The sequence below is a fragment of the Geminicoccus harenae genome, from assembly GCF_019800005.1.
Classification (GTDB): Bacteria; Pseudomonadota; Alphaproteobacteria; order Geminicoccales; family Geminicoccaceae; genus Geminicoccus; species Geminicoccus harenae.
This window is the reverse complement of record NZ_JABGCL010000044.1, coordinates 14203-27396: the sequence shown is the minus strand read 5'-3', so window position 1 is coordinate 27396 and position 13194 is coordinate 14203. Positions and strand designations below refer to the sequence as shown.

Sequence of the window (13194 nt, the reverse complement as noted above, 5' to 3'; positions counted from 1 at the left end):
ACGGATCATCGATGCTTGGCGGGACGACTACAACGGCCACCGGCCCCACACGAGCCTCGGCGGCCTCACCCCGAACGAGGTCGCAACCCGGTCCAGACAGGACCACGACCAGAACGGGCTCTGGTTATGAACGGGGGCAATCAGGGGGCAAGGTCAGGGCCACTCCAGGGGGCAAGGTCACCACCTCTGTCCATCAAGCCCAGTTGGATGGTGGTGCGGCCAGCGTCCTATGGCTAGCGTTGGTATCCTACCACGCCGCATGTGCGGCCGCGGGCCTGACGTTGATACGGTCTGGCTCAAGCTGTTCTAGATAGTCTTGGTCGAGATCTAGCGGGTGCCATCGGATCCGATTGGAGAACAACCCTAAAATGTCTCCACTCGTAAATTGAAGTGGCACGAGGTTTGTTTTCAACAATGATTCTGGGTAGATGACGGATACTTCCCTTGTATCATAACCGATTAGCTCCAGTATGGCCGGCATGATCGCGAAATGACTAGCATGGCCACGGCCAGACAAGGCGCTCTGGTCGAATTGCGTCTTAAGTTGCGCATGGCCCGTAATCGTGAAAAGCGGGACGAGCGCTTCGCGTGGGTCCGGTTGCTCGACCGTGCAGTGTGGCAGGCGGTCGGTTCTGAATTGTTGCCCGTGATCCGAAGTGTAGAGAATCACCGTGTTGTCCAATTCGAGCTCGTCGAACACACGGGCGAAGAACCGGTCGACCGACCAGCGCACGACATTGCGATAGGAACGGATCCGAGCCGAGGCATCGTCCTTCGGCGCCTCCGTCATCGTCGGACGGAACAGCACCTCCTCGGGGGGATAGCCCATGTCATAGGGAAAATGCGCCCCATTCTTGACCGCGTAGATGAAGACGGGCTCGTCTGTCGCCAGTTCCGCCTTGATCATGTCCAGCATGCGGTTGTCGAGTTCAGCTGGAGCAACGGCATCGCCGACGAGTTGGAAGGAGTCGATGGAGCGCAGTTCGCTGGTCGTCATGAAATTCTGCATCTTGCCGGAACTGCTGATGATGCTGGCCTGTGCGTCGATATAGACGGTGCGGAAGCCAGCTTTCTTCGCGTACTGCCAGATGGTTGGATTGGTCAGCAATGCCTTGCCCAGACGGTTGCGGCTTCCCATGAACCGCAGGATCGCGTTGGAGTAGTGGCTGCAATTGCCACCGGATGCGGCGGGCCCGAAATTGCTGATCGACGCTGCCCGGCTGGCCAGCCCGGGTGTGTAGGGATTGCCTGGCGTCCAGTCGATGTAGTCGCCGCGCACGCTCTCATCCACCAGCAGGACGATGCTGCGCACCCTGGGCAGGCCTGGCGTCCACTCCACTTCGCTCCGCTGCGGAACCGGATTGTTCGCCAGAACCATACCCGATACTGCCCCTACGGCGAGTGGCGTGAACTGCCGGGGCAGGCCGGAAGCACCTCCACCCTCCTTCTGGAAGAGGATGGCAGCGATCAGGACGACCGGCAGTGCCGGTGCCCACCACAGCCGTCCGAGCCAGCGTGACGCCCGGGTCGTCAGCCCGGATGGCGCAGCAGCAAGGATGACCAAGGCCCCGGCGAAGATCATCGAGAACAATTCGATATGGTGCTGGTAGAAGTCTGCTGCTCGCACCGCTTCATGGCGCACATGCCACATCGAAATGATGTCCAGCACGGTGAGGTCACTGCCGCTGGCCCAGCGAAAAACCACGCCCAGGCCCGTGCTGCCCGCAAAGATGACCGCCCATCCGATCCGCAGGCCGGCATTCGGCTGAAATGCGCCGATCAGCAGGGCGGCAAGGCACACCCCCCAGAGGGTGACGAAGACGGCAAGCGTGCCCCAGCGCTGCTGGTCCGCCAGAAGGTGGAGCCGCTGGGCAATCCCAAAATTGGTGAGGGCGACGAAGGCGAGGATTGCCACAAGACGGAGCAGGAGCAGGCCCAAGCCAATCGATGCCTCCCCCATCCAGCCTCGTCGAGCGAAGAACCCGGTCGCACTTCGTGCGGCATCGGCTTCATTGTCACGCTGAACGGTGCGCGTTCTGCTGCCCAGCATCGGTGACCTCATGAGTTGGGCGCCACCTGGACCAAGTCGGTTTCCTGCCCCTCCCCTCCGCCGGCCCGGCAGGAAGACCGCGGGGTGAGATCATGCCGAGATAATGTCCGCACAATAAGGGAAATCCGGCCAGAGCCGGATACAGTACCGGCGTCAGACCACCCAGCCGACGCGCTATCGGCGGGAACAGCGTCGTCTTCATCAGGTTAATATCAAACCCGGGAAAAAGCCCACGAATATCTTGCCGGCTTATGCCACGCGTGTGAGGATTGACGGGATTCTTGATGAAGAAATCATACCAAAGGATCATGCCGTTTGGCCGGAGCATCGTGGTGATCTGCCCCGCGATCGCCTTGGCCACCTGGTCGTCGAGGATCGAGCTGAAGACGGTGTGCAGCAGGACCAGGTCCATGGTGCCAGGGCCCGTGCTGAATTTCCGGGCATCCGCTACCTGCAGATCGACACCCGGCAGGCGCGCCTGCGCGCGACTGATCGCGTCCTCCCGAAGATCGATGCCATGAAGCCGCCTGGCATCCGCTCCCCAGCTCAGCAGCCTCAAGAGATTGTCGCCTTCGCCGCAGCCGATCTCGAGAATATCGAGGCGATCGAGTGGGCAGAGCCCGTGGCGCTGCAACAAGTGGAGGGTCAGCCTGTCGCGTTCATTGCGCATCTCGCGGAAGCCGGGGTTGTTGATGTCCCAGCGGCAGCTAGCGACGTTCTGCTCATATTCTGCATATGCGGCACGTAATCGCTCGACTTCAGGGTCCACGCGCATGACAGCCGCCTCCTTCCAATTGTTCCACTCTGCAGAGCATGATCACATTCTTATGGGATACAGAGGACGCCAGCCCTGGTTGCGTTCGGCTCTTTTGAGGCCCCTACCAGGGGATCTCGACGATGTAGGATGCGATCGGCGCCGAGGGCTTGTTCCACCAGCCGCTCGCGAAGATCACCTTGGAGCCATCCGGTGCTGGCGATGCGTGGGCCTCGCTGAAATATCCGGTCTCACCGGTATGGGTATGCGCGATGCGCCGGATCTCGCCGCTGCCGTCGATCCGGAGCGCAACCACCTCCTGGTAGAAGGGCTCGGAAGCGCTGTTGCCCCGCACATCTGCTTCCGTGCCCCCATAGGTCACGAAGACCCAGCCGGGCTTGCGCGTGTTGCGGGCGGAGACATGGGTGGCCTGGCCGTAGCCGGTGAGCCTGGTGACCTTCCCGTCGGACAAGCGACGCTTGATGATCGAGTACCGGTCGGGGTCCGACTTGCTGATGCCGACCATCACGTCGTTGCCGTCCTCGTCGATGGTCATGTCACCATGCCCTGGACGGTGATGCTCCCGCCAGGTTTGCACGCGCTCCCCGTAAGGCGTGAAGACCAGCCCCTGCTCTGCTTCATCGGTATGCTGGTAGGCAAACAGGTAGCGCCCGCTCGGGGAGATCGAGACGTAGCTGTTGACGCCGGGCAGCCGGGTCAGGTCGATCTCGGGAAGTGCCGTGCCGTCGTCCAGGTTCACGACGAACGCCACCTGTCGTCCTTGATGGTCGCGGGCGCGAACCGCTACCCGCTTGCCATGCAGCGAGGCATTGCCCGCGCCGGGCCCGAACTCAAAGTCGTGGAACTTGCTGCTGCGGAAGACGAGCCGGCGAGTGTTCTGCAGCACGTCCCAGAAATGGATCTGGTTATCGAGCATGCAGATCATGACCGGCGCCTGGACCGGGTGCCATTCGCATTGGGCTGCGTCTGCCTGACGATGCAGCGCAGGCTCGTAGGTCTGCCCGTCCAGGAAGACGAGGCGGCCATTCATACCGCGGTCGATCAGCAGCAGGCTCTGGTCCGCGTTCCAGGCCTGGGAGCTGGAGTAATGATGGCGGGCCACGCTTTCCCAGGTCCCCTGCAGCTTGGCCATGGAACGGAGTGGATCGGTAACGCGCGTGATCGTATGGCCGAAGGCCCGGTCCCGGGTCGGCCGGAGATAGGCAGGACGCTCCATATCCGGGGCGGAGCGCAGCTTTGCGCTATCGAGTGTCAGGTCAGCGGCCAGCCCCGATGAAGCCGTAGCTGCCATGAAGGCAAGCGCCAGTTGCGCCGTGCGGTTCATCTGAACTGATTCCTTTCACGAGCCTACGTCGTCCTCCAGCAACAGTCGGACGGTCGTAGCGACCGCTCAATTCACGTAATACTTCTTGAATTTGTGATATGCTTCACCGGCGTCACCATAACGATAGCGTGCATGCTCCTGAATATTGACCTGGGTGAGCACGCTGTAGATCACGGGCGGCCTCTTGCCCGTGGACTGAGTGGCTTCCTGAAGAAGCTCCAGGGCGTTGCCAGCCATGTCCTGGGACGTAGCCGACCATCTGGTAGCGAACAGCACGCTGTCGACCAGTTGCGCTACCACGCCCGTCTCCGTGATGCCGAGCAGCGGAGCGCTGTCGATGATGATCCAGTCGTAGCGCGACCGCATCCGGCTCAGCATGCGCGCCATGCTCTCGGCCGTGACGAGTTTCAGTGGATCGCTCGGGCGCCGCAGGACCGGCAGGTAGTCGAGTTCGGTACCCGGAAGCTGGTGGATGACCTCTTCGAGGTCCTGCTCCTCGCAAAGATATTCCACCAGACCAGCCCGCGGCTTGACGCCGAGTTCATGGGCGACGCTCGGATGGCGAAGATCCAGATCGATGAGCAGCACCCGCTTGCCCGACAGGGAGGCATAAGTGGCGAGGCTGACGGCAAGCGTGGTCTTCCCCTCCCCCGGCAGGCTGGAGGTGACCAGGATCATATTGCCCCGAAGTCCGTCATGCGCAGAACCCGCCAGAGCGGCGAAGATCGAGCGCAGGGCCTCGGTGTAGGCCGAAAGCGGCATGTTCGCGAGATAATGATGCGGTCGCCTGCGACCGAGCCAGCGCAGGCGCGGTACCAGCCCGATGCAGCGAAGCCCCAGCACCTGCTGGACTTGGCGGCTGCTGCGCAGCCCGCGATCCAGACGCTCGAGCAGCACGGCCAGGAAGATCCCGGCGACGCCTGATGCGATCAGGCCCGGTATGGCGAACAGGATCGGTGGCGGCGAACTGGGCCGTTCCGCCGGCAGTGCCCGAGACAGGACCCTCGTGTCCGGCTGGACCGCATCGGCCGCCAGCTGGATCTCCTTTTGCTGCTGCAGGAGGCTCTCGTAGAGCCGACGGCTGGCTTCGGCCTCCCGCTCCAGTTCGTGCAGCCCGACCTCTGCTTGCTGGGTCACGCTGCTGGCCTGCTGCACGCTCGCCAGGCGATTGCGGATCGTCTGCACCCTCGCAGCCGCAAGCTGCACCTCCGCCTCCATATTGGCGAAATCCTGCGCGATCTCCTGGGCGATCTTCTGGCGGACCTCGTTCAGCTGCGTGCGGGCGAGTTGCATCCGCGGGTGCTTGTCGCCGAACGCCAGAGAGAGTTCGGTCAGCTCGCGCTGCAGCTCGAGCTCCCGCTGGCGCAACGCTGCCAGTCCTGGCGACGCGCTGAGCTCCGGCGGGACGGCCGTGCTCCCTTCCTGTTGTCGCAGGGTCTGAACATGATCCAGCCGCGCCTGACGAGCTGCCAGGTCAGCTTCGGCCTCGGTGAGTTCGCGATGGACATCGGCAAGTTGCTGATTGGTGACGTCGACCCGGCCGCTGTCTGCGATCTGGTGAGTGATCCGGTAGTTCTGGACCGCGGCCTCGGCCTGCTCCAACTGTCCCTTCAGCTCGACGAGCCGCGTGTCCAGCCATCCCGAAGCCTGCGTCCGTGTCTCCCGCCGGCGAGCCAGCTCTTCTTGCACATACAGCTCCACGACCCGGTTGGCCGCGGCAGCGGCCAGTTCAGGCGACTGAGCGGTATAGCTGACCCCCAGGACATAGGAGGTGCCCTCCTGGGCAACCTTCAGATTGTTCTTGAATTCGTCCAGGGTCGGCAGGCTCTGAACCATGCCAGGCTGAGCCCAGTCCTCTCCTCGCCAGGTCAGGCGGGACCAGATGGGCGCCATGCGTGCCACCGCTTCCTGCCAGCTCTGTCCGATCCAGCTATCGGTGGCATGGTGATCGATCGCCTCCAGCCTGGCAGGCGGTGGCGCCGCCAGAGCCGGCAACATCCGCCCCTCCTGCTCCAGGCTGGCCAGGACGCGGCGGAGATGGCCACTCGAGGTCAGAAACTTGATCCTCGTCTCGGCGAAGGACGGGTTCATCATTGCTTCGGGGACGACCGGGCTGCCGGTCGGCAGTTCACCGTCGCGCGGTTCCAGAACGATCTCGGCCGTCGAGGTGAAGCGCGGCTGCACCTGCAGACCGAGCGAGACTGCCAGCCCGGTGCCGAGGGCCACGATGAGCACGATCAGGCCGGACCGGCGTCGCACGATCCCCAGAAGATCCGCCAGCCCGGCGGATGGCAGGGTCATGTCGCCTTGCCGGGATACTTCCCGCGTGCCGGGATGGGGAGTTGGAAAGGCTCCTTGCAGCAGCTTTGCCTGCATGGCGATCACTCCGCTGCCGCAAAGTGCAAGGCTTGCCCAGGCACCGGATTGCCGGCCCCGGCCAGTCCCGGCTGACCAGACGCGTCCAACCGGTCGCGCCACGTCTCGAACATCAAGAGTGCCCAGAGCTGCCGGGTGTGGTCTCGGCGGCCAGCCTGATGCTCGGACCACAAGCGCGCGATCACCTTCGGATTGAGGTGGTCCCGACGACTTATCCGGTCCGACTTCAGGATATCATCCGCCCAGCTCCGCAGAGGGCCACGCAGCCAGCTCCCTACCGGCACGCTGAACCCTTGCTTGGGACGCTCGAACAAGTGGCGGGGCAGGTAGCGGCCCAGGACCTGGCGCAACGGCCACTTGCCCTTTCCGCCCCTGATCTTACTGCCGATCGGCAGCCGCCACGCAAAAGCCAGGATCCGGTGGTCCAGAAGCGGGCAGCGGGCCTCCAATCCCAGGGCCATCGTCGCACGATCGACCTTTACCAGCACGTCGCCAGGCAGGTAGCCGATCGTGTCCCGGAACATCGCACGGGCGGCGTTGCTCGGCAGAAGGCGCATCACGTCGGCGACATCATCCGCCGGCTCCGGCCGATCGCTCCTGCTGCATGGACGATAGGCCTGTGGCCCCCCCTGAAGCAGCCGGTGATAGAGGTCCTTCTCGTCCGCGGAGTCGAGAACGTCGGCGAGCTTGTGCATGGTCTCGCCCTGGAGCGTCCGGCGCAGGTTCCGGCTCCAGCTCAATGGAGGCCATTCCAGCAGTTCGTTCCAGACAGGAGGACCCAGGCTGGTCAAGCTCGTCGCCGCGGCCCGCCGCAGCCCAGCGGGCACCCAGAACAGACTCGACAGGCGGTTTGCCATGAAGTGGCGGCGATAGCCGCCGAAGCACTCGTCGCCTCCGTCGCCGGACAGCACCACCCCGACCCGTTCCCGGGCCAGCTTCGCGACGAGCAGGGTCGGGATCTGCGACACGTCCGCGAACGGCTCGCTCCAGATGCCCGGCAGGTCCGGGATGACGGCCTGGGCCTCGGCTGGCGTTACCCGATGCTCGGTATGGTCCGTGCCGAGATGCTGCGCCACCGCCCGGGCGTCGCTGGCCTCGTCATAGCCGCTCTCCGCGAAGCCGATCGTGAAGGTGCGGATCTGCGTCGGCGACTGGGCCTGCATCAAGGCGACCACGGCGGAACTGTCGATCCCACCGGAAAGAAATGCGCCCACCGGGACGTCGGAGACCATGCGGTCGCTGACGGCGGTGCGTAGCAGCTCGTCCAGCATCGCCTCGATTTCGCCATGCTCGACGAGCGGGTCCTCACGCCCTTGCCGCACGACATTCGTGAGTGACCACCATGGCCGGGCCCGTGCCCGCAGCCGGTCGACATCGCATGCCGCCAGCTCCGCTGCCCCGATCGAGAGCATGCTTCCCGGCGGAAGCTTGAACACGCCCTGCCAGATGCAGTGCTCCTCGGGAATCCAGCCCTGGTGCAGCAGGGCAACGAGCGCATCGGGATCGATCCGGGCCTGGAAGTCGGGAAAGGCACGCAGCGCCTCGAGTTCGGAACCGAACAGCAGCACGCCATTGGCCTGCCCCAGGTAGAGCGGCTTCTTGCCGAGGCGGTCCCGCACCAGGTGAAGCCTTCGCTCGGTCCGGTCCCACAGGGCGAAGGCGAACATGCCGACGAATCGATCGAGCGCCCGCTCCAGGCCGAACGCCATGATGGCGGTAAGCATGACCTCCGTATCGCTATGACCCCGGAAGCGATGTCCCAGCGCCAGGAGCTCGGCCCGAAGTGCTGGCGCATTGTAGACTTCGCCATTGAAGGTGATCAGGTAGCGCTGATCATGGCTGACCATCGGCTGCCGTCCGGCATCCGACTTGTCGATGATCGCCAGGCGCCGATGACCCAACGCGATGCCCGCATCGCGGTCCAACCAGATCCCGCCACCGTCGGGGCCACGATGGGCAAGTCTGGCAGTCATGGCCGTGATCGCCTCGAGCCGCGGCCTGGCCCGGGCCGGTGCGGGCAACATGATCCCACTGATCCCACACATCGCTCAGCTCCCCGGACGACTGGCGTGGCTGGCCATGGCCGGTCGCCCTGCAACCGAAGCCGCTGCGATCGCGAACCAGAACATTGGCTGCCGAACGATCAGGTGAAAACTGGCGAACAGGCCGAGCCCGCACAGCAAAGCGACAAGCGCATAGGCACGCCCCTGGAAGGCGCTCAGCATGCTGAGGGTGAGCAGGCACAGGACGCTGGCGACGGCGAGCAGGCCGCCCTGGGTAAGCAGATCCAACATGGTATTATGCGCCTCGAAGTTGGCTTGGCCTGAAGACATCGGGAAAGGCCGCTCCAGATGCCCGCCTGGCCCCAGGCCGAGCAGCCAGGAGTCGATGCCCTTCCCAAGCGCCTGCTGCCAGAGCCGCAGACGCAGGCTTCCCTGGTCATCCGGCCCATCGAAGAACTGTGCCTCGACACCACGGGCGACGCTGTCGCCGTAAATAATGGCGACGACCAGAAACGAGATCGGCAGGATCAGGACGAGTTGCCATGCGAAGGCCTGGCGCAGCGTCACATGGCCCAGGCGGGAACGCAGCCACCCGCTGAGCTTGAGCGCCAGCAGGATGGCAATGGTGAGCCAGACGACCAGATTGAAGGAATCACTCTTGGTCAGCGTCCCGGCATAGACTGCCACGCTCCCGGCGGCGGCCGCGAGCAGCCGGCCGGGAAGTCCTGGCGTGGTCTCCATCAGATGCAGCGCCAGGATCGCGAGCACCATGCAGGACAGTGCGAGTTGGTTCGGGTTCTCTGACCAGCCGCGCAGGCGGTCATAATACCAGGGCTGGATCATCGGCACCGAGATCCAGTTCCATGCGTCTGCCATCAGCAAGAAGAGTGCAGCTGCTCCAAGCAGCACCAGGAGCCAGGTGATTTCCCGCAATCTCTCCCGGGCTCCCGGCTCGACGAGGCAAAGGCAACTGACGGCGAACATCAGGATGTAGGCCAGGGTGTCGTGCAGGGCGGACCCCGGATCGATCCCGTCAGGCGTGGCAAGGCCGACCAGGGCACCCAGGCCTATGGCAAAGGCAAAGGCCGCCCAGAACATCAGAAGCCGCACCAGGGGTGGGCTGAGCGGCGGATTGGAACGCAGGCTTTCCCGTCCGAGCGTCGCGATGATCCAGCCGACCAGGAAGAGTTCGCCTGGTCCCAGCGGCAGGTTCGGCACCGGGCGCAGTTGCGAGGCGGTGGAAAGCAGCAAGGCCAGGGCGAGCAGGAGGGAGGTCAGCACTGTATCCCTCCCTCCTTGTGAGGGCCGTCCCGGCCGGCCGGCGCACCCGGTCCGGCTGCGGGCGGACGGGCCCGGAGCGATGGCACCCACTTCCATGCGGACCATGGGAAGGGCTTGCCCCCCAGCGCCCAGTGCCGAGGCCCGCCAATCCCGCTCTGGTCGTCGACCGGGAGGCAGGGCGAAGGCAGACGGGCCAGGCCGCTGGACCGGATCCCCAAGGTCCGGCGGGTGGAGACCGCGGCCGCGATGAAGACCGCGGTCAAGGCGATCGTGGTTGCCGCGGCGATTCCATCGATGCCGAACGGCCCCACCAGCAGGAAGATCAGTCCGATCTGCCCGGCGATCGCTATAGCCACCAGCCCGGTCATGCGGCCCGTCATGCCGGTCATGTGATGGAGCATGATCGGTCCGCCGAAGGTCAGCGCCACGAGCTTGCCGACCAGCAGGATCCGGAGGACTCCGGCACCGCCGACGAAGTCCCTGCCGAAGATCTGGAGCACCTCCGGTGCAAGGAGAAACAAGGGCAGGCAGCCGACCAGGCCCATCAGAAGCGTCAGCCGCCCCATCCGGACCGCCATCAGTTCCAGTTCCACGAGGTCGCCAGCCTTGTAGAGAGCCGCGAAGGCAGGGCCGCTGATGCTGTTCCCGGCCATCTGCACCAGCATCACGGTATCGGCACAACGCGCGGCCAACGCGAACAGGCCGAGCTCGTAGCTGCTCACGAGCATGGCAGCGAAGAGCAGCCCCACCCGGTTGAGCAGGAGATAGAGGATCGTATAGGTCGCGACCGGCGCCGCCTCTCGCAGGTAGGGCCAGAGGCTGGTGATGGCACGCTGCAGGCTCTCCCTGGTCCGTACCCCGGCGCGGGCGGCCCGCTGCCAGGGCATCGCGCGCACCGCAAGCAGGAAGCCCAAGGCGCAGCCGATCGAGGCTGCCACTAGCGGCGTCCAGACAGTAGCGGCAAAGCCGGCAGAGCCGAACAGCGGCACGCCGATGAGGACCGTCGTCTCCCGGAGGATCAGGCTGGCGACGAGGGCCAGAACCGGCTGCGACAGCCCGGTCAGCAAGCCGCTGCTGACGGTGCAGACGGCCAGGAGCGGAACGAGCAGCCCCGCCACGACATAGGCGACGGTCTGGTCCCCACCGCGCATGATCAGGAGAGTCACGAGCTGGCCGATGCCGAGCAGCGTTCCCAGAATGCTGCTGAGCAGCAAGGTACGCCCGATGAACGCGGTGCTGCCGCCGGGCATGGAGTTGTATTGGGCCGCCAGGCGCATGGTCACGAGATCGAGCCCGAACGTGGCGCACAGGGCCAGGACCGTCGAGACCGTGAACAGGAAGCTGAACTGACCATAGGCCTGGGGGCCCAGGGACCGCGCCACGACGATCTGGCCGAAGAAGGCGACAACGGCCGCAATGCCGTAGAGCCCGGTCAGACCGCTCAGCTTGCGCAGCAAGGCGGTCCAGCGCCGGCCGGCCAGATCGGGCTCCGGCGACGGATGTCCCGGAGGCACCAGATCATCCACGCTGACAGGCACGCTCATGTCCGGTTGATCCCGCCGCTTTGGACAAGCTTCCGGGTGCGCGTCACCGGGAGCGGCTGACCGGGAAGCGTTCCCGGGTTCAGCACTTCGCCGTAGAACTGAAGGTAGCGGCCGACGATCGTGCCGAGCGAGAACTGCGCACGGGCCAGTTCTGCCGCGCGTGCACCCAAGGCTCGGGCAAGACCAGGGTCGCCAAGCAGCGTCAGGATGCGGCCTGCCAGCATGATCGGCGCACGTGGCGGCACCAGCAGCCCGGTCCAGCCATCGCGCACGACCTCGACGCAACCCGGGAGGTTCGTCGCGACGATCGGCAGCCCGCTGAGTGCTGCCTCCAGGAGTGCTCGTGGAATCCCCTCGCGATACTCGGTGGGAAAGACGAACAGGTCGGCGAGGCGGAGCAGAGCCAGTATATCGGCGCGCCGGCCAAGATGGAGAACATAAGGCGCGTGCCGCTCGATCTCGGCCGGCGAGATCGCCGACGGTCCGTGCGGCTCATGCGGACCGACCAGCACGAAGCGCACATCGGGACGCTGCCGGTGTACCAGTGCTGCCGCTTCCAGCAGCGTGGCAATGCCCTTCTCCCGGGTGATCCTGGTCACCGTCATCACGATGCGCGCGTTGCCCAGGCCGAGGCTCTCGCGCAGCTCGCTGATAGAAGGCGCGGCTGCCTGGGCTTGCGCAAAGGCTTCGGTATCCAGGCCTGAACCCGGAACCAGCCTGCTGGCGCTCGGCTGCACCAGCCCGTGCCCTTCGAAGTAGGCCTGATCGTGCCGGTTCTGGAAAACCGTCAGCGCGGACGCATGCGACGCCTGACGCTGCAGCATCCGGTAGATCGGTCTGCCCGCCCGCGCCAGCAGTGCCTCGCTCGCGAACAGCCAGCCCATGCCGTTGATGGTCCGCACGACCGGTGGCCCACCGGAACCTGCCGCGAGCGGGCACAGGAGATTGGGCTTGGTGTCGAAGCTGTGGATGAGATCCGGTCGTGTGGCGGCTATCACCGCCTGCAGTTCTGCCAGCGCCGTCCGGTCAGCGAGCGGACTGATGTATCGCTTCAGTCCATAGAGGTGATGCGGGATCCCGGCTTTCGCGAACGGAGCAGGATCGCTGCTACCGGCAGCCATCACCTCGATGCCACGGCGACGCAATGCCAGAAGGAACGGAATGCGCAGGTCGTGGTCCTCGCCCCCGACACATAGCAGGCGCGGGCTCATGGGCATGCCACCCGGTCGTGCCTGGGCGAGCGCTGCACCAGGCTCCTCAAGGTGAGGGCAATCGTGCAAAGGTCGCTCCACGGGGTGGCTCGAGCCGCATAGTCGAGATTGATGCGGATCTTCTCGGGCATGATCGTCTCGACATAGGCCCGCTCCGGGTCCGCCGCGGCCGCGAGGATCCGCTCCTCGTCGAAGAACGCGATGCTGGCGGGATCGGTGATCCCCGGCTTGAGCTCGAGCAGCAGGCGCTGGTCCGGGGTATAGCGATCGACATAGCGCCGGACCTCCGGCCGCGGGCCGACCAGGCTCATCTCGCCCCGCAGCACGTTCAGGAGCTGGGGCAGCTCGTCGAGCTTGGTGCGCCGCAGAACGCCGCCGATCCGGGTGATGCGCCGGTCGCCGGCCACGGTGATGAGCCGGCCCTGGCTGGCCGGCTGCATCGAGCGGAACTTGTAGATCTGGAAGCCGATCCCATCCTTGCCGATGCGCTCCTGGCAGAAGAAAGCCGGGCCGCCATCCTCCAGCCGGACCAAGCCCGCGATGAGCAGCATCAGGGGCCAGAGCAGCAGGATGCCGATGGAGGCGAGCAGCAGATCGAGGATCCGTTTCACGCAGGGCATGGCGTGGGCC

General features: G+C 65.1%; 10 protein-coding genes. 1 reads left to right on the top strand and 9 read right to left on the bottom strand.

All coding sequences use genetic code 11. The features are described 5' to 3' along the window. Positions 1–130: integrase core domain-containing protein (locus HLA95_RS24195; protein WP_222182689.1), on the top strand; the 130-nt coding region annotated here is incomplete at its 5' end. A gap of 117 nt (positions 131–247) precedes the next feature. Here the strand turns inward: HLA95_RS24195 and HLA95_RS24190 are convergent. The 9 genes from HLA95_RS24190 to HLA95_RS24150 all read right to left on the bottom strand — a co-directional run bounded on the left by HLA95_RS24190 (position 248) and on the right by HLA95_RS24150 (position 13184). After that, positions 248–2050, bottom strand: a complete 1803-nt coding sequence (locus HLA95_RS24190) for a sulfatase-like hydrolase/transferase (RefSeq protein WP_191057632.1) — start codon at positions 2048–2050, stop codon at positions 248–250. Then, positions 2016–2825 carry a class I SAM-dependent methyltransferase gene (locus HLA95_RS24185; protein WP_191057631.1) on the bottom strand — a complete coding sequence of 270 codons (810 nt, stop codon included), beginning with the start codon at positions 2823–2825 and terminating at the stop codon, positions 2016–2018. The genes HLA95_RS24190 and HLA95_RS24185 overlap by 35 nt, the downstream gene beginning before the upstream one ends. A gap of 103 nt (positions 2826–2928) precedes the next feature. After that, positions 2929–4149, bottom strand: coding sequence for a hypothetical protein (locus tag HLA95_RS24180; protein WP_191057630.1), 1221 nt, complete (start codon positions 4147–4149; stop codon positions 2929–2931). Between the two features lie 66 nt (positions 4150–4215). Continuing rightward, entirely contained in the window at positions 4216–6525 is a 2310-nt protein-coding gene (locus tag HLA95_RS24175) for a GumC family protein (protein WP_191057629.1), read from the bottom strand. 5 nt (positions 6526–6530) lie between these two features. Further along, positions 6531–8570 carry an asparagine synthase (glutamine-hydrolyzing) gene (gene asnB / locus HLA95_RS24170; RefSeq protein ID WP_191057628.1) on the bottom strand — a complete coding sequence of 680 codons (2040 nt, stop codon included), beginning with the start codon at positions 8568–8570 and terminating at the stop codon, positions 6531–6533. 3 nt (positions 8571–8573) lie between these two features. Then, positions 8574–9809 (bottom strand): O-antigen ligase family protein, encoded by a 1236-nt coding sequence (locus HLA95_RS24165; protein WP_191057627.1) that lies wholly within the window; start codon positions 9807–9809, stop codon positions 8574–8576. Continuing rightward, entirely contained in the window at positions 9803–11353 is a 1551-nt protein-coding gene (locus tag HLA95_RS24160; protein WP_191057626.1) for an oligosaccharide flippase family protein, read from the bottom strand. The genes HLA95_RS24165 and HLA95_RS24160 overlap by 7 nt, the downstream gene beginning before the upstream one ends. Next, positions 11350–12564, bottom strand: coding sequence for a glycosyltransferase (locus tag HLA95_RS24155; RefSeq protein ID WP_191057625.1), 1215 nt, complete (start codon positions 12562–12564; stop codon positions 11350–11352). The genes HLA95_RS24160 and HLA95_RS24155 overlap by 4 nt, the downstream gene beginning before the upstream one ends. Continuing rightward, on the bottom strand, positions 12561–13184 hold the full coding sequence (locus tag HLA95_RS24150) for a sugar transferase (RefSeq protein ID WP_191057624.1): 624 nt from the start codon (positions 13182–13184) through the stop codon (positions 12561–12563). The genes HLA95_RS24155 and HLA95_RS24150 overlap by 4 nt, the downstream gene beginning before the upstream one ends. Positions 13185–13194 lie beyond the last annotated feature (10 nt).